The sequence below is a fragment of the Rhodococcus sp. D-46 genome (assembly GCF_011290655.1).
Taxonomy (GTDB): Bacteria; Actinomycetota; Actinomycetes; order Mycobacteriales; family Mycobacteriaceae; genus Rhodococcus_F; species Rhodococcus_F qingshengii.
This window is the reverse complement of sequence record NZ_JAANTF010000002.1, coordinates 614102-637857: the sequence shown is the minus strand read 5'-3', so window position 1 is coordinate 637857 and position 23756 is coordinate 614102. Positions and strand designations below refer to the sequence as shown.

Below are 23756 nucleotides of genomic sequence, written 5' to 3'. Positions count from 1 at the left end.
CGTGACTGTCCCTACCTCCGACGCTGATCGCCGCCTACGACTGCTTGCCGACGCCACTGCAACGCTCGGCACGTTGTCCGACGTGTTGAACCCGCTCGGTGAGCGTTTTGCTGCGGCCGGTCACGAGCTGTTCCTGGTGGGTGGCAGTGTTCGCGACGCGATCCTCGGCCGCTTCAGTGGCGATCTGGACTTCACGACGGACGCCAGGCCGGAGAAGGTTCAGGCTCTGCTCAAGGGCTGGGTGGACAAGCAGTGGGACACGGGCATCGAGTTCGGGACCATCAGCGCCATCAAGCACGGCCAGGAGATCGAGATCACGACCTTCCGGGCCGACGCTTACGATCGCGTCTCTCGTAATCCGATAGTCGAGTACGGCACGACGTTGGCCGACGATCTGGTGCGCCGCGATTTCACCGTCAACGCGATGGCGATGAAGATCGGCGCGGACAGTTCCTACACTTTTGTCGATCCGCTGAACGGCATGGACGCGCTGTTGGCCGGAGAGCTAGATACGCCGTCGGCGCCGGAAAACTCGTTCAACGACGATCCGCTGCGGATGCTGCGTGCTGCCCGGTTCGTCTCGCAGCTTGGTTTCACGTTGAACAATCGTGTTTTCGAGGCCATCAAGGAGATGGCGTCGCAGATCGAGCGAATCACCGCCGAGCGTGTGCAGGTGGAGCTGAACAAACTGATGCTGGGCATGTACCCGGTGGACGGCATCAACATGATGGTCGACTCCGGACTGGCCGCATACGTGCTGCCCGAGGTTCCGCAGATGAAGCTCGAGATCGACGAGCATCACCAGCACAAGGACGTCTACCAGCACTCCCTCACGGTGCTCCAGCAGGCGATCGATCTCGAAGAAGGCGATCCGGACCTCGTATTGCGTTGGGCAGCACTGCTTCACGACATCGGAAAGCCGGATACCAAGCGTAACGAGCCTGGCGGTGGGGTCAGCTTCCACCACCACGAGGTGGTCGGCGCCAAGCTGGTGCGCAAGCGCATGCGGGCACTGAAGTTCTCGAAGCAGATGGTCGACGACGTCTCACAGCTCGTGTTCCTGCACTTGCGTTTTCACGGCTACGGCAAGGGACAGTGGACCGACTCGGCGGTGCGGCGGTACGTCACCGACGCGGGCGAGCTGCTCCCCCGCTTGCACAAGCTCGTGCGGGCCGACTGCACCACACGCAACAAGCGTCGCGCCGCGCAGCTGCAGGCCACGTACGACGACATCGAAGAGCGGATCGCGCGCATCGCCGAGCAGGAAGACCTTGCTCGGGTGCGTCCGGACCTCGACGGCAACGCCATCATGGAACTGCTCAACATCCCGGCCGGCCCGCAGGTGGGCAAGGCATGGACGTTCCTCAAGGAACTACGTCTGGATCGCGGCCCGCTCGAGCGTGACGAGGCCGAGGCCGAACTGCTGAAGTGGTGGGCTACCCAGCAGGGCTAGTTTCTCGTTTCTTGCGGTTGATCAGCACCGCTGACAATCCGGCGGCATAGACACCCGCACCGGCAACGGCCAGGCCGACGCTCTTGCCGTCGGGTACGATCACCGTCGACGCTGCCGCGATCGCACCGATGAACGCGACGTTGAACACGGTGTCCTGCAGGGCGAATACCTGACCACGACGGTCGTCGTCGATGTCGATCTGCATGGCCGCGTCGCCGCTGAGTTTCACGGACTGGCCGGCGATGCCGAGCAGGAAAGCGGCGATCAGCAGCGACCCCTGAGTCAGCGTGGTCACGAAGACGAGCTGGACGAGAACCGCGCACACCAGGGCGTAGGTGATCGTCCGTGAGCGACCGATCCGCGGGATGAGGAACGGTGTGATCAATGCCGCGATCAGCATTCCGATTGCCGTGGCGCCGACGGCGACGCCGAATCCGGCCATCCCTCCAGGTAATTGGGAGCCGTTCGAGGTGTCGCGTAGGACCAGCACCATGATGAGGGTGTTGATGCCGAAGCAGATGCGGTGCGCTCCGATTCCGATCATCGCCGTGGTGACGCCGGGCGCCTCCCAGACAGCGGTTGCACCGGTGCGCAGTCCGGCCGTCACCGAACGGACGGCACTGGCGCGGACCACTTCGTCGGCGACCGGACCAAGTGAGCGGGCGGTGAACCTGGCCGCGGCGAGGGCCGCGATCACCGATCCCAGTGCTGCGATGGCCACGGCGGCGCCTGACGCTCGATCCCCCGCGCCGATCATGCCGATGATCGCCACCGCTGCCGAAGCACCAAGAGCGGCTACCACCGAACCAGCCGTTGTGAGAACGGAATTGGTTGCCACCAGCCACGATTGTCGGACGACCTTCGGCAGGGCTGCGGATACGCCTGCCCCGACGAAGCGACTGACTCCGATTGCAGCAAGCGCACAGGTCAACAACAGAGTGTCACCGCCGCCGGCGACCAGCAGCACCGCAGTGGTCAGGATGAAGAGCCCGCGGAGCACGCTCGCCCACAGGAGCACCAGGCGGCGGTCCCAACGATCCAGCAGAGCGCCGGCAAAGGGGCCGATCACCGAATAAGGAAGGAGCAGTACGGCAAAGCCGGCCGCTATCGCCACCGGATCGGTTTCGCGTTCCGGGTTGAAGAGGATTGCGCCGCCGAGCGCGGCCTGGAACATTCCGTCGCCGAACTGGCTGGAAAAGCGGACGAGCGCCAGCCTTCCGAGGCCGGGTGATTCACGCAGGGTGTGCAGTACGCGCTGCCAGGCCTCGCGGCGGTTCGAGGCTCGGTTCATAAGCGGAAACTGTAGTGGGTGGGTCAGGCGCCGATCTTGACGGTGGCCCGCTCGAGGATCGGCGCGACGTCGACGCCCCTCGGCAGCGTTCCGAACACACTCCCCCAGCTGTTTCCGAGCCGACTCGCGCAGAACGCGTCGGCCACCGCGGGGTGCCCGTAGCGGAGCAACAGCGAGGCCTGCAGAGCGAGCGCCATGTCGCCGACGATCTTTCGTGCCCGGTATTCGATGTCGTCGAAATCGCCGAATGCCACCTGGAGATCCCGCACGGCCTGATCGAAGTGGCCGTCCACTCCACTGGCTCGTTTCAGCTCGTCGAAGAACACCTGCAGTGTTTCGGGTTGCTTGGCCATCGCCCGCAGTGTGTCGAGCGCCGCGACGTTGCCGGAACCCTCCCACACCGAAAGCAGCGGAGCCTCGCGATAGAGGCGCGGCATCCGGGATTCCTCCACGTATCCGTTTCCGCCCAGACACTCGAGTGCCTCGGCAGCGTGGATCGGTCCGCGCTTGCAGACGAAATACTTACTCACGGCCAACGAAATGCGTCGTAGTGCGCTGGCGTGGGCATCGCCTGCGGTTGCGCGGTCGGTCAGAGCGGCCAGCCACATCGCGACGGTGGTCGACGCTTCCGATTCCACCGCCAGATCTGCCAGAACGTTTCGCATCAAGGGTTGGTCGATCAGGTTGGCGCCGAAAGCACTTCGATGCGTCGCGTGGTGAACTGCCTGCATGGTGCCGACGCGCATGCCGGTGGCCGTGCCGATCGTGCAGTCCAACCGGGTCATGTTGACCATCTCGATAATGGTGCGCACGCCCCGGCCTTCCTCGCCGACCATCCATGCGAGAGCGTCGAGGTACTCGACCTCACTGCTCGCGTTGGAATGATTGCCCAACTTGTCCTTCAAGCGTTGCAGGTACATGTTGTTGAGCGAGCCGTCCGGCAGGACCCGAGGCAGGAAGAAGCACGACAGACCACCCGGTGCCTGGGCGAGGACGAGGAACACGTCCGACATCGGCGCGGAGGTGAACCACTTGTGGCCCGTCAGCAGGTAGCTGCCGTCGGATTGTGGCACTGCCCTTGTGGTTCCGGCACGAACATCCGAACCGCCCTGCTTTTCCGTCATCGACATACCGGCGATCAATCCGGGTTTGGTGAGGGGAGCTTTCAGCGCCGAATCGTAGTGCCGCGTGGTCAGGAGGGGTTCGTACTGCGCGGCCAGATCCGCGTTGTGCCGCAGCGCGGGGATCACGGCGTACGTCATGGAGATGGGACAGCCGTGACCGGCGTCGGTTTGACCCCACACGGCCATCTTCGCGGCGCGGACGAGGTGTGCGTGTGGATTCGGGTCAACCCACGGAGCGCCGTGCAGTCCCAATTCCACTGCGGTGCTCATGAGTTGGTGATAGGCGGGGTCGTAGCGGACCTCGTCGATACGGTTGCCGTAGCGGTCGTGGGTTCTCAGGACAGGTGGGTGCTCCTCGGCCAGATCGCCCCACTCCTGGGCCTGCGCGCTTCCGGCGCGGATTCCAACCTGATGAACCTCCTCGAGTGCGTCCGAAGCTCCTTCACGTTGCAGTGCCTCGAGAAGCGGCGCGTATTCGGCTGCGTCGTAATCGATCAGGGGCGGAACCTGATTGGTGACTTCATGCGTGGGTGTCATCGAAGCTCCCTAACGATCGAAGGGTGAAGGCGAGAATGGCGTCGATCGCAGCGGGATCGGTGGTGCCGCCGCGCAGTGGAAGGATCAGGGCCTCGCCGATTGCCCCGACGATGCACGCTGCCGTCAGAGTGGCGTCCTGTGGCGGTATCTCACCGGATTCGACTGCCGAGCGAATTGCGGTGGCCAGGCAATCGCGGAACGATTCGCGAAACATCAACCGCTGTTCGTCGACGAGAGGATCTACCGGTTCCACCAGCAGTGCATAGGCGAGAACCGGTGCGCGCATGGCACGTTCGGCGAAGGTCCGAACCGACGCTGATACAGCGGAGCGGTGGTTGCCTTCCAGATGTCGGGCGCTGTCTCCGGCGTCCCGAGCTGCGGATACCTCACGGCTGCAGACTGATTGGAACACTTCGGCGAACAATTCGCCCTTGCCGTCGAAATGTCGATACAGCGTCCCGGTGCCGACGCCGGCGTTCTTGGCCACCGCGGCGATGGAACATCCCGCATAGCCGTGAGTTGCCACTGCCGTCGTGGCGGCCTCGAGCAGTCGGGCGCGTTGGGCGTCCAATCTTTCCTGTACTGCCGGAGTGCGGCGATAGGCCATGTGAAGAAGTGAACACCCGTTCCGTTCTTGCGTCAAGAGCCCCCACCTGCAGGTTCAGGCAGCAGCGGCGCGAGCCTGTTCCTCGCGCCACCACGCGACGGTCGCTTCGGCGGCCTGATCGAGCGGCGTCGGCGAGAGTCCGAGCAGCACTTCGCTGGCACTCGAGTCCATGACGAACGGCTTGGTGAACTGGTAGTTCATCTCAGCGAGTTCGCGGCTGTCGGTGTTGATCTTGCCGGCGGCGTCGAGCACCCAGGCGGGGAGTACACCCACCTTGGCGGGGGATGCCCCGGCGGCGCGGGCGAAGGCCTCGGCGATCTTGCGCTGAGTGAGCGCGGGGCCGGTGGGTGCGTGGAGGACGGAGTTCCAAAGTTCGGGGTTGTGTGCCGCCGCGATCATCGCTGCTGCGAGATCGGGGATGTAGGTGAAGGAGTGCGGCTGATCTGCGGAACCGATGACACGAATCTTCTTACCTGCCATGACTTTCGGAACCATGCGCTCGCCCGCGTGGGCGGTGCGGACGCGGGGACCGAAGAAGTCCGAGGCCACGACGCTGACGGTGGGTGTTGCAGAGGCCTCGCGAGCACGCAGCAGCGCGGTGCGCACGCCGCGCTTGCCACCGGTGGCGTTGCGTGGATCGGATTCGGTCATCAGGGTGTCGGAGTTGTAGGCGTAGAGGCTTTCGGGGAAGACGACGACGGCACCGATGGATGCGGCCGCGTCGAGCACAACCTTCTCGGCCGCCGGGAGTTCCCGCTCCCAATCGGCTGCGTTGTAAGCAGCGTGGATGCAGTGGTAGATGGCCGTGGCGCCCTCGCTGACCGAGCGAAGGGCCTCGGAATCCGAGACGTCGACGCGTCGGCGGTCGATCAGCGGGTGCTCGGGCCCGCTGCCGGACCTGGTCAGGAGCCGGACGTTGATTCCCTGCTCGGCGAGCTGTAGTGCGACGGCGGATCCGACGGGTCCTGCTCCGGTGACGATTTCGAGGTTCGACATGGTGTGCTCCTTCTTGTTTCGAGTGAACTGAGAGCACTGCTCTCGTTTTCAAGAATGCACCTGCACCCGAGCGCTGTCAAGAGCAGTGCTCTCTTTTGTTGATGCTGCTCTCGGGAATGGGGCAAGATGGACTCATGGTTGGAACTCCCCGTGAGCGGGCGCGCGAACAGACGCTGCAGGACATCACCCGTATCGGACGCGAGCATCTTGCTGCCGTCGGCGCTGCCGCTTTGTCTCTGCGGGCCGTCGCGCGTGACCTGGGAGTCGTGTCCTCAGCGGTATACCGCTATGTCGCCAGTCGGGACGAACTGCTGACCTTGCTGGTGGTCGACGGGTACACGGAACTGGGCGCGGAAGTGGACGCCGCCGTGAATGCCGTTGCAGCAGAGGATTTTCGCGGACAGTTCATTGCTCTCGGGCGCGCCGTTCGCAGCTGGGCGATCCGGGAGCCGGCCCGCTACGGTCTGTTGTTCGGCAGCCCCGTCCCCGGCTACGACGCTCCGGGCGAGCAGACCACCGGCCCCGGCACCCTCGTCGTGACCCGGCTGATCGGGATCATCGACGCCGCCCATCGCGCGGGTTCACTGACGGTGCGAGAGGGTCCGGGCCTGAGTGACACGTTGGCAGCGGACCTCGAGGGAGTGCGGATTGAACTGGGTACCGACCTGCCGCCGGATGCCGCGGTGCGCGCAACTCTCGTCTGGGTATCGCTGTTCGGTTCGGTGAACTTCGAGGTGTTCGGGCAGTACGGAAGCGATACGTTCACCGACGCGAGCGAGATTTTCGAGCGGCATTTGGCACTACTTGCCGATGTGGCGGGTCTGACCTGAACACGCTTGTGTCTCGTTCCTCCGCGCGCAGTTGTCGGTGAGATGATGTCCTTGTGGCGCACGCAGAAGAACCCGAGGATCGAATGGCCTGGATAGAACCGGAGGTTCGTCCGGGCAGTTTGTTGGTGTCGTCGACCGATCTCACGGAACCCGCATTTCGCCGCACCGTCATCTACATGATCGAGCACAACGACGCCGGGAGCCTGGGCGTCGTCGTCAATCGGCCGAGTGAGACGGCCGTGCAGAACGTGTTGCCGCAGTGGTCACCGCTGACCGCGCATCCTTCGGCCCTGTACATCGGTGGACCAGTCAAGCGTGACTCGGCGCTTTGCCTGGGCATCGCTCGCAACGGTGCGCGGATCGACGGCGTCGCCGGCCTGCGGCGGGTGGACGGCAAGGTAGTCATGGTGGATCTGGACTCGGACCCGGAGGTCATTGCTCCTCTGGTCGAAGGGATCCGCATTTTTGCCGGGTACTCGGGTTGGACTCTGGGCCAGCTGGATTCGGAGCTCGAGCGTGAAGACTGGATGGTGATCAGCTCGCTGCCGTCGGATGTGCTGACGCCGCCCCGAGTCGATGTCTGGGCACGGGTGCTACGACGCCAGCCGCTACCCGTGGCGATGCTGGCCAGCCACCCCATCGAGGTGGAACGAAACTGACTTGTCGGAGGTCGATGATATTCCTGTGTCATCGTTTTCGAGAGAGGTGGCAGCAATGATCGCTGAGCGTCAGATCCAGTGCGCGGATTGTGTTTCGGATGTCGATCACTGCCACGATTCTTTGCTACGGCATGCCGACGGATCACTCGAATGCACCGGCGCGAACTGCCTCGACCTGGCATCGGTCCGCCATGCGCTGTCCATCGATTGTGCTGAACTGCAGGGCGGTTGCGGCTGCGTCGACGCGACCCGAGGCGAGTTGCTCGCTAGCTGACGCTGACCGGATCCCGATTCGCGAAGCGTTGCGCCATCGCAGCACACACGATCAGTTGGATCTGATGGAAGATCATCAGCGGCAACACGATCAGGCCGACGGGCTGGCCCGCGAACAGTACAGCCGCCATCGGTAGGCCCGTTGCCAAGGACTTCTTCGACCCGCAGAAGATGATGACGATCTGATCGGGAAGATCGAACCCGAGCTTGCGCCCCGCGAGAGTGGTCACGCCGAGAACCAGCGCGAGAATCAGGCAGCACACGATTGTGAGGATCACGATCTGCCAGATCGTGATGGTGCTCCAGATCCCCTCTTTCATGCTTTCGCTGAAGGCGGCGAAGACAACGAGGAGGATCGATCCGCGATCGACGTACTTGGTGGGTTCGGCGTACTTCTGCAGCCATCCGATCACCAGCGGGCGGATCAGCTGACCGACGATGAACGGGATCAGCAACTGTACGACGATGTCGAGGATCGACGAGAAGTCGACCGTCGCCTGGCCGGTGGTGTTCATCAGCAGAACCACCAGCAGCGGTGTGACGAAGACGCCGATCAGGTTGGAGAACGACGCACTGACGATCGCGCCCGCGACGTTCCCCTTGGCGATCGAGGTGAACGCGATCGAAGACTGAACCGTCGACGGAACCAGGCACATGTAGAGGATGCCGGTGTAGAGCTCGTCGCTGATCAGCGTCGGTGACAGGAATCGCAGTGCTAGGCCGATCAGTGGGAACAGCACGAACGTCGCGGCGAGGACGACGGTGTGCAGTCGCCAGTGCTTGACGCCCTTCCAGGCTTCCTGCGGCGAGAGCCGTGCGCCGTAGAGCAGGAACAAGAAGCCGATGGCGATCTTGGTGGCCCAGTTCAGAATGCTCTCCGCGGTACCCGATACCGGGAACACACTTCCGAGCACGCCGGCGATGATGATGCCGAGGATGAACCCGTCGATGTAGAACCTACTGAGAAACTTCACCTGGCTAAGGATAACGGCGAGCTTCAGCGGGCTCTCGAGCCCCACGAAGGTTGAAGCCCATCACCGCCAGGCACAGCAGCGTCCCGATGATCGACAGCTCGATGATGGCCGTCTGCATTCCCTGGAGGGTGATGGCGATACCCGCGATGATCGACGGGATCGCCAGTCCCGCGTAGCTGACGGTGAAGAACGCGGCCAGAACTCCGCCGTGGCTCTCGCGGGCGTGGGTCCGGGCGGCGGCGTTGACGCGCTTCATGCCGCCGGCAAACGCCAGACCGTGCCCGGCGCCGACCACGACGGTGATGACGCCAAGCAGTGCCAGGCTCGGGACGAGGTCGACCACGAGGAGGCCGATCATTCCCAGAGCGAGGATTCCCAGGCCGGCGGTGACGGACGTGCGCGGGTCCATGCGGCTTCCGCCGAGTTGCGCGACCACCGAGCAGATCATCACCAGTGCGGCCGCCCCGCCGCCGAGTAGAAGGTTGTCGATGTTCAGCAGGCTGGTCATCCACGACGGGACCACCGACTGGAAGAGCCCGACCGCGCCCCACGACAGCGCGACGGCGAGCGAGCTGAGCCAGAAAGTCTCGCGAACAGTGGCGGGAACATGTGGCATTTGGAAGAACCGCTTCGGGCGTGTGACGTCCCCGATCCGCGGAAGTAGCAGCAACACGATCAGTGCCGGGATGAACGCGACGAGGAAGATCAGATACGGCAACCGCAGCGGTTGCGGAAGGTACTGGGCGATTGCACCGGACACGAGTGGTCCGAGCGCACCGCCCAACGCGCCCGTCACCGTCGATACGAGCGCTGCTCGTCGGTGATCGAACTTCGGTTCCTGCTCCACCAATGCGGCGCTGCCCGCCGCACTGGCCGCGCCCACCGCGATTCCCTGGGCAATCCGGCCGACGAACAACCACACCGTCGCGTCGGCAAATGCCAGAACGAGCGTGCCGACGACGCTCAGAGCGAGTGCAGTAAGGAGCACGGTGCGTCGGCCGAGGGCGTCGGACAGCGGTCCGAAGAACAGCAATGCCGGAACGAGGCCGGCGACGTAGACGCCGTAGATCAGCGTCTGGATGGTGGGCGTGAATCCGAACTCGGTCCGGTAGAGCCCGTAGACGGAGGTGGGCATGTTCGCGCCCAAGAGGATCACGGTGAGGACGTAGCCCACGCCGTAGAAGTGTCGATTGGTGCGGCGTGTGCGTTCTTCGGTGGCGACAGCTGTGGCGGACGTGGGAAGCCCCTCCTGAAGACAGAGTGCGAAAATACATGGGTCGTCCTACGTATCGTAAGTGAGTGGAATGATCGCCGCTAATGCTGTGAGGATGAGCTGATGACCGTTGTTCGCAAAGAGTCCGCGTACGAGCAATCCCTCGACTGGATGCGCGCGCAGATCTCCGACGGCGTCTGGACAGTGGGCAATCGTGTTCCGACCGAGCCGGAGCTGATGAGTGTTCTCGGCGTCGGCCGGAACACCGTGCGCGAAGCGATCAAGACATTGACCTCGACGGGAGTCCTGGAGATCCGTCGCGGATCAGGGACCTTCGTGCGCGCTCGGACCGACATCGGCGGACTGCTCGGCAGACACGCGTCCGTCGACGAGATGAAATACGTCTTCGAAGTGCGTCGTGCGCTCGAGATGGAAGCGGTCCGGTTGGCGTGTGAGCGTCGCAGCGACGACGACGTCCGGATACTTCGTGAGCTGGCCACCAAGCGTGACGTCCCGGCCGAGAACTTCGTCGACGTCGATCTCGCGTTTCACATTGCCGTCGTCGATGCCGCCCACAATCCCGTGCTGAAAGATCTGTTTGCCGGAATCCTCGAAACCGTCCGCGCCACGTACGAGGTGACCGAAGGGGTGCATCCGCCGTCGCTGACGTCTTCGCATCATCAGGGAGTTGCCGAAGCCATCGCCGAACGCGATGTCACCAAAGCCAGGGCTGCGGCGTGTGGGTATCTCGAGAAGACTCAGGAAGCGATCGGTTCAGGCTCGGCGGTTACCGAGTCCGGGCGTCGGCCAATCGATTGAGTGACCCGGCGATGTCTTCGGCCCCGGGTGTCGTGATCGTGAGTCGGTCGCCACAAGCGAACGTGATGACCACCGCTGGCCCGGTGCGGGTGACGACGCCGTAGTTACGACGACCCTTGGTCTTGAGTCCCCAGCCGCCGAAGTCCGCGAACGGTTTGATCTCCGCGACGTCGGCTCCGACAACTTCCTCGATGCCGTAGGTCATCGCAGCCATCCCCATGTTGATCACCCGGATCTCCCGTTCGTCGACGATCACCCGGAAGCGAACCAAGCTGACGACGAGCAGTCCGAGTGCCCCGAAGATGAACAACGGCCAGAGTGACCGCATCGCCAACGCCATGATGACTCCGGGCGCCAGAGTGATCGCAGTGAGGATCACCGAGCCTTTGGTGCTGAATCCGACGTCGTCGGAGATAGGTAGAGGGCAGCTGCTTCGCGGCAACCCGGCCGAGGGTTCGATCGTGGCAAGAGTGCGGACGCGGTAGTCGCGCAGGAAGGAGGCGCCGATCCACCCCAGCACCCCGCCGACTGCAAAGCCGACACCGAGAGACCACAGCGGGAGTGACGTCGTGGACGGATCGGCGACATCGAGTTGGGTGTAGAGCAAAGCGAAGTTCACTGTCGTGACGAGCCCGACCATGCTCAGCCCGACAACCAACATGAAGCGACGCATCATCAACATCGCGGGAGCAAGAGCAGCAATCGCGCTGAGACCGCCACCGAAGAGCAGTGTCAAAAGTGCAATGGTCCATGCGTTGGCCGACGGGGTGGAGAAGCCGTCCGGCGAGGTGGTGGTCCAGTGAGTCGCGATCTGCTCCGGGAGGCGAGGCTCCCACATTTCTGTCAGGACGAAGCCGAAGACCGCACACAACAGCGGAACGACTAGCCCGAATACGACCCCGGCCGGGTCGACCACGCGATGTTTCACGTGAATCAATGAGCCGGCTGGCAAGCATCCTTGAGCGCGCAGGCACCGCAGGAAGCGGTGCCGCAAGCGGCAGCGTTCGCCTTGGCCTCGGGGGTCTCCGCCACCGGCTCGTCGGCGGCAGGCTCGGAGTGCCCGCCGCAGTTGCAGTCGTTACCGCATCCGCTCTGCTGCGGGAGCGCGGCGGCTGCGCGGGTGCCGATGCCTCCACCGAAACCGGCAGTGAGGACGGCGACGACGACGGCGATGATCGCGACGGCAATGCCGAAGACTCCGCCGATGGTCAGTGCTGCGACTCCGCCGATGACGAACATTCCAGCGGCCGCGAGCATGGTCGGACCGGCCACCTTGTTGGCGAGGGCGAACGACTCCTCGCTCCGCAGGGAATCCTCGGTGCGGACACCGGCCCAGCGGTTGCGCGGGAGTTTGCCGATCAGTCCGGCGACGGCAACTCCACCTACGGCGACAGCGAGCACGAATAGCACCACAGCGACAACGATCACCCATACAGGATAGGCGCGAGTGGAGTTGATGGTATGCCCGGGTCGTGCAGGCTCTACCCTGGTTATCGGTATTTCCGTCAGCCAAGTAGATAGCGACCATAGTGACCGAGTCTCCGCAGTCCCCCGATTCACCAGCCGACGCAACTCCGCAGCACCGCTACACCGCGGAGCTCGCCGGCCAGATCGAGCAGCACTGGCAGGACCGCTGGAGTGAGGAAGGCACGTTCAACGCGCCCAATCCGGTCGGTCCGCTCTCCTCGCCCGACGGTGTTCCCGCCGACAAGCTCTTCGTGCAGGACATGTTCCCGTACCCCTCGGGTTCGGGTCTGCACGTCGGTCACCCGCTCGGATACATCGCTACGGACGTCTTCGCGCGCTTCCATCGCATGCAGGGGCGCAATGTCCTGCACACCCTCGGCTACGACGCGTTCGGTCTCCCGGCCGAGCAGTACGCCGTGCAGACGGGTACCCACCCGCGGACGACCACCGAGTCCAACATCGCCAACATGAAGCGCCAGCTGCGACGCCTGGGTCTGGGGCACGACGAGCGTCGTAGCCTCGCGACGACGGACGTCGACTTCTACCACTGGACGCAGTGGATCTTCCTGCAGATCCACGGCGCCTGGTACGACAAGGAAGCCGGCAAGGCGCGTCGTATCTCCGAGTTGGAAGCCGAGTTCGATTCCGGTGAGCGCGCTCTGGAAGACGGACGCGAGTGGGCTTCGTTGGACGTGGCCGCGAAGGCCAAGGTTCTGGACTCGTACCGCCTTGTCTACCAGTCGGATTCGATGGTCAACTGGTGCCCCGGTTTGGGTACCGTCCTGGCCAACGAGGAAGTCACCGCCGACGGTCGTAGTGACCGCGGAAACTTCCCAGTCTTCCGTAAGCATCTCCAGCAGTGGATGATGCGCATCACCGCGTACTCCGATCGCCTGGTCGACGACCTCGAGTACCTGGATTGGCCGGACAAGGTCAAGGCCATGCAGCGCAACTGGATCGGACGCTCGTACGGTGCCGAAGTTACCTTTGCTGCAGGCGAGTACGGCGTCGATGTGTTCACTACCCGTCCGGACACGCTGTTCGGCGCCACCTACGTGACGCTGGCTCCTGAGCACGACTTGGTGGACAAGCTCGTCGCGGACGAGTGGCCCGAAGGTGTCGACGCGCGCTGGACTGGCGGTGCCACGACTCCGGCGGAAGCTGTTGCTGCATACCGTAAGTCGATTGCCGCCAAGACCGACCTGGAGCGCCAGGAAAACAAGGAGAAGACGGGCGTCTTCCTTGGTTCCTACGCCGTCAATCCGGTCAATGGACACAAGGTTCCGATCTTCATCGCCGACTACGTTCTGACGGGTTACGGCACCGGTGCGATCATGGCAGTTCCGGGACACGATCACCGTGACTGGGAGTTCGCGAACGCGTTCGGTCTGGATATTCTCGAAGTTATTGCCGGTGGCAATGTTTCGGAGGCTGCGTACTCCGGTGACGGCCCGCTGGTGAACTCCGACTACCTCGACGGGCTGGACGTTGCCGAGGCCAAGGCGACCGTCATCAGTCGCCTCGAGGAGAGCGGCCAGGGCAAGGGCACCATCCAGTACAAGCTGCGCGACTGGCTTTTCGCGCGTCAGCGTTACTGGGGTGAGCCTTTCCCGATCGTCTACGACGCGGACGGCAACGCACACGCTCTGCCGGATTCGGCTCTGCCCGTGGTGCTTCCGGAGGTCGAGGACTACGCACCCGTGTCCTTCGATCCGGACGACGCCAACTCCGAGCCCTCTCCCCCGCTGAACAAGGCGACCGACTGGGTCAACGTCGAGCTCGATCTCGGTGACGGTCTGCAGACCTACCATCGCGACACCAACGTCATGCCGCAGTGGGCAGGTAGCTCGTGGTACCAGCTGCGCTACATCGACCCCACCAACCAGGACGCCTTCTGCGACCCGCAGAACGAGGCGTACTGGACGGGCCCGCGTCCGGAACTGCACGGCCCCAACGATCCCGGTGGAGTCGACCTGTACGTCGGCGGCGTCGAGCACGCAGTGCTGCACCTGCTGTACTCGCGCTTCTGGCACAAGGTTCTGTTCGACCTGGGCTACGTGTCCTCGAGCGAGCCGTACCGCCGCCTGTACAACCAGGGCTACATCCAGGCATTCGCGTACACCGATGCCCGCGGCGTCTACGTGCCGGCAGAAGAGGTCGTCGAGCGGGACGGCAAGTTCTTCTACGAGGGTGCCGAGGTCAACCGCGAGTACGGCAAGATGGGCAAGAGTCTGAAGAATGCCGTTGCGCCGGACGAGATCTGCGCCGAGTTCGGTGCAGACACCCTCCGTGTGTACGAGATGTCGATGGGTCCGCTGGACACCTCGCGTCCGTGGGCTACCAAGGACGTCGTCGGTGCTGCGCGATTCCTGCAGCGAGTGTGGCGCGTCGTCATCGACGAGGAGACCGGCAAGCCCCGTGTCACCGACGAAGCTCCTGGTGAAGAGACTTTGCGTGCGCTCAACAAGGCGATTTCCGGTGTCATCGAGGATTACACGGCGCTGCGCGACAACACGGCCGCCGCGAAGCTGATCGAGTACAACAACCACCTCACCAAGGCGTTCCCGGGCGGTGCGCCGCGTGCTGCTGTCGAGCCGCTGGTGCTGATGCTCGCTCCCCTGGCGCCGCACCTCGCGGAAGAGCTGTGGTCGCGTCTGGGTCACACGGAATCCCTTGCGCACGGACCCTTCCCGGCAGTCGAGGAGAAGTGGCTCGTCGAGGATACCGTCGAGTACCCGATCCAGGTCAACGGCAAGGTTCGTAGCCGCATCAGCGTCCCGGCGGATGCCGATCGCAAGGCTGTCGAAGAGATTGCGCTGGCCGATGAGAAGATCGTCGCTCTGCTCGAGGGCAACGCACCCCGCAAGGTGATCGTTGTGCCGGGCAAGATGGTCAACATAGTTCTGTAGGGCCTTCGGCCCCTGTGCGCCGTTTTGGTAGTTACCGCTACCGAAACGGCGCACAGTCGTATCTGGGTGCGTATCTGGGCGCCACAGATGTGCTGCCAGTCTTCACAGGCGTCGTGGGTGATCGCCCGGATCGAATCTCCGATCCAGTTTCCGATTCAAGCTGCGATCTTCGAACAATCTGAATACTCCACTTGGAGAACGAGTGTCATCGCTTCGCGGCACGCGAACACCACCTCACTTCGATCTGTTCGAGCAGGGGAGCGCCGGGTATTACGGAGTCACTATTGATGAATTATATTGTGACCCTTAGGCGATGCCCTGAGAGAGTGTTTCAATCCCTTAGGTATCGGCCCTTAGGGGCAAGCCCCGAGCGAATCGTGTGAATTTCAACCCCAGGGGACGATGTGGGCGCGGCTCGTTCTGAGGATTGTTGACGCGATGACATCGAACCAGAACATAGGTTGGCAATTCACTAAAGCTGTTCTCCGGAAGCCGTTTACCATGGGCGCGGTCGCGCCGAGTTCTCCCTCCGTCGCAGCGGAACTGGCGGCGGTCGTACCAGCGGTCGGCGCGCCTGTGATCGTCGAGTTGGGTCCGGGGACAGGTTCTGTCTCGGACGCCATCTCCTCACGAATACCGAGGAGCGGCCGTCATATCGCGGTCGAGGTTGATCGTGAACTGGTGAGGCATCTGTGTCGGACGAGGCCAAGCATCGAGGCGATTTGGGGCGACGCCTGTGATCTGATCGCCCTGTTGAAATCCGCTGGAGTAGAACGCGTTGACGCAATCGTCTGTGCGCTCCCGTGGTCGCTCATCGATCTCGGAAAGCAGTGTCTGATTCTGGATCAAATTGCGACCCTGCTCACGGATGGCGGGCAGGCGAGCCTTCTCGCTTACCCCCACGCGCGCTGGCTACCGAGAGCCCAGGGATTCCGAATTGCACTGAACGAAAAGTTCACCGACGTCTCGTGTGGACCGGTTATTTGGCGTAACGCACCGCCGGCGGTTGTGTACCGATGTGGGCAGCCGATGACTCGTGCGAATTTCTGCTGACCTCTTGACCGGGCTGCCCCCGGTTTGGTTGCTCGCGGCGGGTGGGATGCTGATCATGGCGGAAGTGGGCACGTTGGTCGGGATCATTCTTCCTGGTGTGACGGCGGTCCTTGCTTTCGGGTATCTCGGAAGCACGGGTGCCGTTCACCCAGTCGCAGCGTGTCTTGTCGCGATCGCCGGTGAAATTGCCGGAGGGCATATTGCCTACGTGCGAGGCCGACGTGCTCGCCGGTTCAGGAGAGTGAGTCCACTCGCGGGAACGGGAGCCCGTGGGGCCGACCGGTCGCGGGCATGGTCGCGGTTGATGGAACTCTCTCAATCGATGGAGTTACGGGCTCTGAGCCTGGTGGAACGGCATGGCGCTGCAGCGATTGTTCTGTGTCAGTGGATGGCTGGAGTCCGGACCGTAACACCGCGTCTGGTGGGATCCGTCGGGACGAGCTATCGGAGGTTTGCCGTTGCGCAAGTGCCGTCTGCGATGGCCTGGGTGTGCACGTGGATGTCAGTCGGGGCAGTAGCTGGAGCGGCGTACGAGCGCGTAGCTGCAGGAGTGGGGGTAGTCGGACTGCTGGCGCTGGCGTTGACATTTCTGTCTGTGGTGGTGTGGGCAAGCGTGAGTCACTGCTTTTCAGCCCGGGTTAATCGCGCGTCGACTCCGCAGAGTAGTTGCCTTTGCTCACAATCGAACCGCCGCAGTCCTTTTGGTGCACCGTCGCCAATCAGTCGTTGTCCTGATTGTCCCGCTCCGCGGAACATTCTGTAGCGCGCGGTCGACGCGAGGGCTGTGATGCAGGTAACACGTTACCGAGATCGGTAGCTGTCGTTCCATTGCACTTCCCGGCTAGGCCCCCGTCGACGGTATTCGACAGAGGGTCAATCGAATTCGTAGGTGTTCCCGAAAGGATCTTCCAGCCATGGCGTCTCATGTCCACAGCGACGGTTCGTCTCCCAGTTTGCCCGAACCGACATCGATACCGGAGCGGTGGACTCCGCGACTGGTGTTCTCCCTGGCGTCGATTGTTCTACTTCTCGAGATGCTCGCAGTGAGCTACATGATGATCTCCACTGCTCTCCCTGCGATCTCGGTGCACTATCAAACGACGCAGGGAGCTTGGCTGCTCACGTCGTTCTTGCTGCTGGGGGCGGTCGCGTCTCCTCTGCTCGGCAAGCTCGCCGACATGTACGGCAAACGAAAAGTCCTGCTCTTGGCTGTCGCCGGCGCGGCGGTCGGATCCTTCATTTCGGCGATAGCGCCGAGCTACGCGATCCTGATTCTGGGCCGGTCGCTGACGGGTCTGCTGGTTCCCTGCCTGTTCCTGAGTTACTCCCTCATTCGAGATGTTTTTCCGCCGAAAACTGTTGCCTTGGCCGTCAGTATCGCGACTTCCGGTATGGGTTTGATTGCGATCCCGGCGCCGTTCCTCACCGGTTGGTTGATCGACAACCACGGGTTCCGGAGCATCTTCTGGTTCTTTGTCGTCGGGCTGGTTCTCCTCGGCGGCATGATCTTCGCTTCGACGGCGGAATCGACTGTCCGACTTCGCTCTTCGCTGGACCTGATCGGTGCGGTACTGCTCGGGTCGGGCATCGCCGGAATTCTGATCGGCGTCAGCTTCGGACCGACCTGGGGCTGGAAGAACGGTTCGACACTGGCCTACCTGATCGGCGGCGTCGCACTGTTGGTGGCTTGGGTTGCCTCTGCCCGAGCCATCCGCGAGCCCTTGATCGACCTGCGCTACTTCGGCAAGCGTTCGGTGATGCTCACCGCCGTCGGTGCCGGTTTCTGCTACGGCGCATCGGGAGTCTTCACGATTTTGCTGCCGATGATGGTGATGACCCCCGCAGTTCTCGGCCTGGGATACGGATTCGGCGTCACGGCAGAGGGATTCGCGATCTTCCAGGCGCCGCTTGGCGGCATGGTGGTGGTCGGTGGCTTGATTGTGGGCTTCCTCGTGGGACGCAACATCCGACCGCGTCTGCTGATTATCACCGGAATGATCCTCATGGCAGTCGGATTCACCTTGACGGCCACCATTCACGACAACAAGCCGCTGCTCATCATCTTCGCCGGAATCTTCGGTGTCGGTATGGGTATGGGCTACGCCTCCATCCCGAACCTGCTCATCGAAGCAGTGCCGCCGCAGTTGCAGGCAACCACGGCGAGCATGGTTGCGGTCTTCCAGAGCATCTTCCCCGCAGTGCTTCCCGTCATCGCCTTCACGGTCTTGAACTCGCACATCGCGATGGCGATGGAGGGCGCTGTGTTCTACACCGACGAGGGCATGCGTATCGCCTTCCTGATCGGTGCTGCTGCAGCAGTTCTCGGCGCGATCGCGGCCGTGTTCCTGCCGCGAAACATCGTCCAGATCGGCGCAGAAGACGGTGTGCAGCAGGAGACGTCCCTCCTCCCGGCTCACTGATCACACGATGATGTGCGGCTACTGGCCAACGTCCGTAGCCGCACATCGCCGTGGTGCACTTCGACGTCATGCAAGATGAATCTCCTGCAGCGAGATCTCACCCCGCAGCGGACGCTCTGCGACCTGTGCCAGATCAGATACGAATGTGTCCGCGATCGATCGGGTGGTGGTGAGTTGTACCGACAGAACATTGTTCGCTTGACTGCACACAGTTGCGCCGTGCCGGTACGCCACCAGCGCCACGGGATCGACGCGTTGGAAAGTCGCGGTGACGTGTAGGCCGACCTGTGGTGTCACCGGAACGAACGGGCCGTGGTCCGTCTTGATGCGAACTATCCCGATGATCTTGTTGAGACGCTTGATCAACATGGCGTCGGAGATCGTTGCCGGGCAACGGTACGCGATCGACATTCCGGTGACTCCCGGCGATGTCACGGATACCCATGTAGACAGGCTGACGACCTCGACGCCGAGCTTCCACCCCAGCGACGAAATACGTGCGAGAACCGCCGCGGTATCGTGGCATTCGACCACCATGGTGCCCACCCGACTCGTATCGGTGCCCACCCGAGCCGCTTCACCCATTTCCTCGACCTCCTCCGCCTAGAGAGGAAGTCCGGGCGCATCGACCCCGATGATTCTCGATCCCCGGAAGAAGTCGAGAAGCTCTGCGTCGCCGTGTGCGCCGATACCGCTTCCGCCCCAGAAACTCTGGGTCGAGTGGTCGTCTAGGTCCAGGAGGCTGGTGCTGTTGATCTTGTTCTCACCGCAATCGATTCGGGTCGCAAGTTCACGAGCGGCGTCGACGTCGGCGCCGAACACGTATCCGGCCAGGCCGGTATCGAGAGCGTTGGCCTCGAGCAGAGCTCCCTCGTCGGTTGATGCTCGGTGCACCGTCAGGATCGGCCCGAAGGTCTCCGATTTGGTTTGCTCCGACGAGATTCCGTGCACCACTGTCGGTGGGAAGAACCATCCGGAATCGTCAGGCACGGGGGTGCTCGAGACGGCCGTGCCGCCCACGCCGCGGAGGAACTCGACGGTATCCCGCATCCGTTGGAGTTGAGGCTCGTTCGCCTGCGGACCCATCGTGGTGTTGGCGTCATCGGTTCGGCCGAGTGCGATTTCGGCCGTGCGGTCGAGTATTGCGTCGACAAGCCGGTCGTGAAGGTGCGGCGGCACGAAGACGCTTCCCGGACTCTCACACCATTGCCCGTTGAGTTTGGTGAACCCGTCGACGAGTGCGGTGGCAGTCAGATCGATGTCGGCGTCGGCGCGGATGATCACGGGGTTGTTGCTGCCGAGCTCGAGTTGAAGAGCCTTGAAATCGGTAGAAGCTGCAGCGGCGATGGAACTACCGGCCGCTCGGCCGCCGGTGAACGCCAGTGCTCGGATTCGTCGATCGGAGGCCAGTAGATGCCCGACGTCCCCGCCTCCGTGAACGAGTTGAAACAGAGCTTTCGGCGCGTCGACTTCGGCGATGGCACGTGAGATCGCCTCGGCAAGCACGTTGGGTCCTGACGGAGCCCAGTTGGAGGGCTTGGCGATGACCGGAGCACCTGCGGCCAAAGCGAATGCGGTCTTCTTGGCGGTGATGAAGCTCGGTGCGTTCCACGGTGCGATCACAGCGGTCGGGCCCCACGCCAGCCGATGTAATTGTGCACCTGACGCCAGCTGCTCGAACCCGGAGGAGTTCTTCAGATGCGTTGCAGCACTGCGGAACAGATCGGGAAGTCCGCCGGCGAAAAGTGTGCTGATCGAAAGCGGAAGGCCGTTGTTCTTGGAGTCCTCACGAGCGATCGCCGCAGTCCGTTCTTCGACAAGTTCAGCCGTTCTCTCGAGTAGGCGCACCCGGTCGGCGACCGATCGACGGGTCCAGACACCCGATCGGTGAAGTTCTGTCGCGGCGGTGATCGCCCTCTCCACCTGTTCGGTGGAGGACGAGAGTTGGGCTTGCAGTTTCTCTCCGGTGTCGGGATCGGTGAGAAATTCGCCGAGGTCGATAGCCGGTGTTTCGACGTTTCCGTCGATCGTGTTGTTCTGGGGCACGAGTGAGCATGAAGTGGTCATGACTGTCCTTCGTGGCGAAATCGTTTGTAGGTCAGATGTTGTCGAGGTAGCGTTCGCGTTCCCAGTCGGTGACCGCGGACATGAAGGAATCCCATTCGTCCTTGGCGACCGCCGCATAGTGCGATACGACCTCGGCGCCGAACGCCGCGAGTGCGAACTCACTGGCCTCGAGCGCACGCGCCGCTTCGTCCAGTGTGCCGGGCAGCGGTTGTTGCTTCACCTTCTCGAGTGTGTCTGTGTCGCTGTACCCGTCGCGTCGTACCGGTGCGCCGGGATCGAGCTTTCGTGTCAGACCGTCGTTCATCGACGCCAGAACGGCGGCGAGTGCGAGATACGGATTTGCGTCCGCCCCTGGCAGTCTCATTTCGAGACGGTTGGCGGACGGTGCACCGGTGATGAGTCGGCAGGTGGTAGTCCTGTTGTCGAAACCCCAGGTCAAGCCGTTCCCCGAGAAATCGTGGCTGGCTCTGGTGCGGCGCATCGAGTTGATGGTCGGCGTGTAGAACAGCATGAGTTCCGGGCAGTGCTCGAGAACTCCGCCGACGGCGTGCAGCAGTTCGGCGCTCGCGGTGTTTTCTGCGCTTTCGTCGTGGAATGGGAAGGTGTCGTCGCTCCGCATGGACGCGTGAATATGACACGACGAGCCCATGCCGTCGGTGCTCGGACGTGCCATGAAGGTAGCAGTGAGCCCTTCTGCCGCAGCGACGTCGTGGACGACCTGCTTGAATAGCACATGGCGGTCGGCCATCTCGAGGGCGGTTCCGTATTCGAGGTTGATCTCCCACTGGCCCAGGCCGTATTCGACCTGAGAGACCTCCACGGGAATCGCGCTCTCCTCCAACGCGGTTCGTACCTTGCGGAAGAAAGGTTCCATCGCGTTGCCGGCGGTGATGGTGTAATCCGAGGGCACCAGGGTGGTGGGTTCGAGATTCCGATAGCCGCTGCGCCGCAATGCGTCGGGGGTACCTCGGTAGAGGTGGAACTCGAGTTCCGTTGCCGCGTAGACGGTGTGGCCGTCAGCTTCGAGCTTGTCGATCTGTTTGCGCAGGATCGTGCGCGGTGCGATCGGGACCATCTCGCCGGTATGTTCGTCGACCGAGTCAGCGATGACGATGGCAGTGGACTCGAGCCACGACGCGCGTCGCAGTGTTCCCAGGTCAGGTTGCAGGCGGAAGTCATGCCAGCCGGTGTGTCCGCCGGCGTAGTCGACAACGAGTTTGTCCATGCGTTGGCTGGCATCCCAGGCATACACACAGGTGCACACATGCAGACCCTCGTCGATGTTCGCGAGGAAAATTCGCGTCGGGACTCGTTTGCCGATCAACCGTCCGTAGAGGTCGATACCGGCGATGAGGACGGTGTCGATGTCGGACTCGGCGAGCTCGGCCGTGGTGAGCCGGCCTTTCATCGGGCAAGCCATCCGCCGTCGACGGGCAGCTGGACTCCACTGATGTAGGAGGCGTCGTCGGAGAGCAGGAAGGAGACTGCAGCACCCATGTCCTCGGGGCGGCCGACGCGCGGCACCAGGAGCCTGGACTTCATGAAGTCGAGAACTTCGCCGGAGGAGACGTCGATGCCAGGCAGGAAGGCGGTGGGGACCGGCCCGGGGGCGATCGCGTTGACTCGTACGTTGTACCGCGAGAGTTCGACGGCCAGAGCCTTCGTCAGCATCTTCACTCCACCCTTCGACGCGTTGTAGTGGACCTGTGCGAAGCCCTGGGAGGACACGACCACGTCCGCTTCCACCGTCGACAAGTTCACCACAGCGCCGCTGTTGCCGTCGCGGAAGTACGGGGTGGCGATCTGCGTGACGATGAACATGCCCTTGAGATTGACGTCGAGGACGAGGTCCCACTCTTCGTCGGTGAGGTTCTCGAGAGAACTCATCGTGATCAGGCCGGCGTTGTTGACGAGGTAGTCGAAGCGTCCCCATTCGGCGACGGTGGCTTCGAAAGCGGCGCTCACGGCGGCGCGGTCGCGCACATCGGCCTCAAGGGCGAGCGCGGGTGTGCCGTACTGCGATTCGATAAGTGCGACGGTCTCCTTTGCACTTTCGATGTGAAGGTCCACGACCGCGACGCGGGCACCGTCGGAGGCGAGGCGCAGCGCGATGCCGCGGCCGATTCCGGAGCCTGCACCGGTGATCAGGGCAACCTTGTTCTCATGCGTACGTGACATTGTTGTCTTCCATTCTGTGATGATCGATCTGGTGAGAAGAATTGGTCCGACGGGAGGTTGCAGCGTCGACGAGCCACGAGAAGAGCGGGTCGATTTCGACGAAGAATTCGGGGTGCCACTGCACGCCCACCACGGGGCGATCGGCGGCCTGGATGGCTTCGGCGACGCCGTCGAGCGCGCGTCCGACGATCCGAAGCCCGCTCCCCGGGGCATCCACTGCTTGGTGGTGAAGGCTGTTCACGTGAATGCTGTTGCCGTACAGACTATATGGGATGGAGCCGGATTCAAGGGCGACCTGTTGTGGTCGGTAGGAACGCGGATAGCCGAAGAAGCTGTGCGCCTCACCGGCGTCGGTCGGAAGGTCGGCAATCAGAGTGCCCCCGCGGGCGACGTTGACGACCTGGTGTCCTCGACATACACCCAGGATCGGCAGTCCGATTTCCCAGGCTGCATCGACCAGGGCAAACTCGAATTCGTCCCGAGCGGGGTCGATCATCGAGGAGTTTGGTCCGGGGGTGCGGCCGTATCGCCTGGGGTCCACGTCGGAACCACCGCTGAGGACGAGGGCATCGATATGCTCGACGATTCGGCGCGGATCACTGTGGATGCTCAGCAGGATCGGTTGACCACCGGCAGCGCGGATTTTCGAGGGAAAATCGGTGAAGAACATTTCCATCAACGCGTCGCCGACGACGTTGGGTAGTGACGGCCCGCCGCGGTCGACGCGGCCGGTGACTCCGATCAGGGGCATGGCGGGGAGTGCCTCCGCCGTCATCGTGAATTGGGTCATAGGAGCGAGCATAGAACCATTGAATGGCTTTTCGCTAGAGTTTGGCTTGTAAAGTTGGGGTAACGGGTTCGAAGTGCCGCGCGCTGCTGTATCTAT

Annotated in this window: 20 protein-coding genes; 7 read left to right on the top strand and 13 right to left on the bottom strand. The window is 63.0% G+C overall.

Going from position 1 to position 23756, the window contains the following annotated elements; translation table 11 throughout:
- Position 1 precedes the first annotated feature (1 nt).
- On the top strand, positions 2-1453 hold the full coding sequence (locus tag G9U53_RS07630; RefSeq protein WP_165638542.1) for a CCA tRNA nucleotidyltransferase: 1452 nt from the start codon (positions 2-4) through the stop codon (positions 1451-1453).
- On the opposite strand, the gene G9U53_RS07625 is transcribed toward G9U53_RS07630, so the two are convergent.
- The 4 genes from G9U53_RS07625 to G9U53_RS07610 are packed head-to-tail and all read right to left on the bottom strand — an operon-like array spanning position 1437 to position 6008.
- Entirely contained in the window at positions 1437-2744 is a 1308-nt protein-coding gene (locus G9U53_RS07625) for an MFS transporter (protein ID WP_165638541.1), read from the bottom strand. The two genes, G9U53_RS07630 and G9U53_RS07625, sit on opposite strands and share 17 nt — an antisense overlap.
- Positions 2745-2767: 23 nt before the next feature.
- Positions 2768-4405 (bottom strand): acyl-CoA dehydrogenase family protein, encoded by a 1638-nt coding sequence (locus G9U53_RS07620; protein ID WP_165638540.1) that lies wholly within the window; start codon positions 4403-4405, stop codon positions 2768-2770.
- A complete protein-coding gene (locus G9U53_RS07615) occupies positions 4389-5012 on the bottom strand; it encodes a TetR/AcrR family transcriptional regulator (RefSeq protein WP_042924289.1) in 624 nt (207 codons plus the stop codon). Before G9U53_RS07615 ends, G9U53_RS07620 begins: the two co-directional genes overlap by 17 nt.
- A 54-nt stretch (positions 5013-5066) precedes the next feature.
- Positions 5067-6008 (bottom strand): NAD-dependent epimerase/dehydratase family protein, encoded by a 942-nt coding sequence (locus tag G9U53_RS07610; RefSeq protein WP_165638539.1) that lies wholly within the window; start codon positions 6006-6008, stop codon positions 5067-5069.
- Positions 6009-6142: 134 nt separating this feature from the next.
- On the opposite strand from G9U53_RS07610, the gene G9U53_RS07605 reads away from it, so the two are divergent.
- From G9U53_RS07605 to G9U53_RS07595, 3 genes are read left to right on the top strand one after another with little or no spacing between them, the layout of a single operon-like run.
- Positions 6143-6838, top strand: coding sequence for a TetR/AcrR family transcriptional regulator (locus G9U53_RS07605; protein ID WP_039973071.1), 696 nt, complete (start codon positions 6143-6145; stop codon positions 6836-6838).
- Between the two features lie 53 nt (positions 6839-6891).
- Entirely contained in the window at positions 6892-7497 is a 606-nt protein-coding gene (locus G9U53_RS07600; protein WP_003942572.1) for a YqgE/AlgH family protein, read from the top strand.
- A gap of 55 nt (positions 7498-7552) precedes the next feature.
- Positions 7553-7771: a hypothetical protein gene (locus tag G9U53_RS07595; RefSeq protein WP_042924370.1), complete on the top strand. Its 219-nt coding sequence runs from the start codon at positions 7553-7555 to the stop codon at positions 7769-7771.
- Here G9U53_RS07595 and G9U53_RS07590 read toward each other — a convergent pair.
- Together G9U53_RS07590 and G9U53_RS07585 are read right to left on the bottom strand one after the other, a co-directional pair.
- A complete protein-coding gene (locus tag G9U53_RS07590) occupies positions 7764-8744 on the bottom strand; it encodes a bile acid:sodium symporter family protein (protein WP_003942582.1) in 981 nt (326 codons plus the stop codon). The two genes, G9U53_RS07595 and G9U53_RS07590, sit on opposite strands and share 8 nt — an antisense overlap.
- A 4-nt stretch (positions 8745-8748) precedes the next feature.
- Complete coding sequence (locus G9U53_RS07585) at positions 8749-9918, bottom strand: MFS transporter (RefSeq protein WP_063315350.1); 1170 nt, start codon at positions 9916-9918, stop codon at positions 8749-8751.
- A 162-nt stretch (positions 9919-10080) separates the two neighbouring features.
- Here G9U53_RS07585 and G9U53_RS07580 point away from each other — a divergent pair, with 162 nt between their 5' ends.
- Positions 10081-10776 (top strand): FadR/GntR family transcriptional regulator, encoded by a 696-nt coding sequence (locus G9U53_RS07580; protein WP_047272655.1) that lies wholly within the window; start codon positions 10081-10083, stop codon positions 10774-10776.
- On the opposite strand, the gene G9U53_RS07575 is transcribed toward G9U53_RS07580, so the two are convergent.
- On the bottom strand, positions 10745-11704 hold the full coding sequence (locus tag G9U53_RS07575) for a DUF1648 domain-containing protein (RefSeq protein ID WP_231914980.1): 960 nt from the start codon (positions 11702-11704) through the stop codon (positions 10745-10747). The two genes, G9U53_RS07580 and G9U53_RS07575, sit on opposite strands and share 32 nt — an antisense overlap.
- A gap of 5 nt (positions 11705-11709) precedes the next feature.
- Positions 11710-12204, bottom strand: a complete 495-nt coding sequence (locus G9U53_RS07570; RefSeq protein WP_165638538.1) for an SdpI family protein — start codon at positions 12202-12204, stop codon at positions 11710-11712.
- Positions 12205-12305: 101 nt separating this feature from the next.
- Between G9U53_RS07570 and leuS the strand changes: the two genes are divergently transcribed.
- Together leuS and G9U53_RS07555 are read left to right on the top strand one after the other, a co-directional pair.
- Positions 12306-15152, top strand: coding sequence for a leucine--tRNA ligase (gene leuS / locus G9U53_RS07565; protein ID WP_021332602.1), 2847 nt, complete (start codon positions 12306-12308; stop codon positions 15150-15152).
- A 1967-nt stretch (positions 15153-17119) separates the two neighbouring features.
- Positions 17120-18625 carry an MFS transporter gene (locus G9U53_RS07555; protein WP_165638537.1) on the top strand — a complete coding sequence of 502 codons (1506 nt, stop codon included), beginning with the start codon at positions 17120-17122 and terminating at the stop codon, positions 18623-18625.
- Positions 18626-18691: 66 nt separating this feature from the next.
- Here the strand turns inward: G9U53_RS07555 and G9U53_RS07550 are convergent, their stop codons facing one another.
- Genes G9U53_RS07550 through G9U53_RS07530 form a run of 5 tightly spaced genes read right to left on the bottom strand, consistent with a single transcriptional unit; the run spans position 18692 to position 23660 of the window.
- Positions 18692-19210, bottom strand: a complete 519-nt coding sequence (locus G9U53_RS07550) for a hypothetical protein (protein ID WP_007729094.1) — start codon at positions 19208-19210, stop codon at positions 18692-18694.
- 18 nt (positions 19211-19228) lie between these two features.
- Positions 19229-20692 carry an aldehyde dehydrogenase family protein gene (locus G9U53_RS07545; protein WP_165638536.1) on the bottom strand — a complete coding sequence of 488 codons (1464 nt, stop codon included), beginning with the start codon at positions 20690-20692 and terminating at the stop codon, positions 19229-19231.
- 31 nt (positions 20693-20723) lie between these two features.
- Positions 20724-22100 carry a glutamine synthetase family protein gene (locus G9U53_RS07540; protein WP_165638535.1) on the bottom strand — a complete coding sequence of 459 codons (1377 nt, stop codon included), beginning with the start codon at positions 22098-22100 and terminating at the stop codon, positions 20724-20726.
- Positions 22097-22870, bottom strand: a complete 774-nt coding sequence (locus G9U53_RS07535; RefSeq protein WP_021332597.1) for an SDR family NAD(P)-dependent oxidoreductase — start codon at positions 22868-22870, stop codon at positions 22097-22099. Before G9U53_RS07535 ends, G9U53_RS07540 begins: the two co-directional genes overlap by 4 nt.
- Positions 22854-23660 carry a gamma-glutamyl-gamma-aminobutyrate hydrolase family protein gene (locus G9U53_RS07530; RefSeq protein ID WP_242692443.1) on the bottom strand — a complete coding sequence of 269 codons (807 nt, stop codon included), beginning with the start codon at positions 23658-23660 and terminating at the stop codon, positions 22854-22856. The genes G9U53_RS07535 and G9U53_RS07530 overlap by 17 nt, the downstream gene beginning before the upstream one ends.
- Positions 23661-23756: the final 96 nt, after the last annotated feature.

Bases quoted from the DNA above. Each gene is read 5' to 3' on its own strand.
- G9U53_RS07625 (WP_165638541.1), bottom strand. From the start codon at position 2,744: ATGAACCGAGCCTCGAACCGCCGCGAGGCCTGGCAGCGCGTACTGCAC.
- G9U53_RS07620 (WP_165638540.1), bottom strand. From the start codon at position 4,405: ATGACACCCACGCATGAAGTCACCAATCAGGTTCCGCCCCTGATCGAT.
- G9U53_RS07615 (WP_042924289.1), bottom strand. From the start codon at position 5,012: ATGGCCTATCGCCGCACTCCGGCAGTACAGGAAAGATTGGACGCCCAA.
- G9U53_RS07610 (WP_165638539.1), bottom strand. From the start codon at position 6,008: ATGTCGAACCTCGAAATCGTCACCGGAGCAGGACCCGTCGGATCCGCC.
- G9U53_RS07605 (WP_039973071.1), top strand. From the start codon at position 6,143: ATGGTTGGAACTCCCCGTGAGCGGGCGCGCGAACAGACGCTGCAGGAC.
- G9U53_RS07595 (WP_042924370.1), top strand. From the start codon at position 7,553: ATGATCGCTGAGCGTCAGATCCAGTGCGCGGATTGTGTTTCGGATGTC.
- G9U53_RS07580 (WP_047272655.1), top strand. From the start codon at position 10,081: ATGACCGTTGTTCGCAAAGAGTCCGCGTACGAGCAATCCCTCGACTGG.
- G9U53_RS07555 (WP_165638537.1), top strand. From the start codon at position 17,120: ATGGCGTCTCATGTCCACAGCGACGGTTCGTCTCCCAGTTTGCCCGAA.
- G9U53_RS07550 (WP_007729094.1), bottom strand. From the start codon at position 19,210: ATGGGTGAAGCGGCTCGGGTGGGCACCGATACGAGTCGGGTGGGCACC.
- G9U53_RS07545 (WP_165638536.1), bottom strand. From the start codon at position 20,692: ATGACCACTTCATGCTCACTCGTGCCCCAGAACAACACGATCGACGGA.
- G9U53_RS07540 (WP_165638535.1), bottom strand. From the start codon at position 22,100: ATGAAAGGCCGGCTCACCACGGCCGAGCTCGCCGAGTCCGACATCGAC.
- G9U53_RS07535 (WP_021332597.1), bottom strand. From the start codon at position 22,870: ATGTCACGTACGCATGAGAACAAGGTTGCCCTGATCACCGGTGCAGGC.
- G9U53_RS07530 (WP_242692443.1), bottom strand. From the start codon at position 23,660: ATGACCCAATTCACGATGACGGCGGAGGCACTCCCCGCCATGCCCCTG.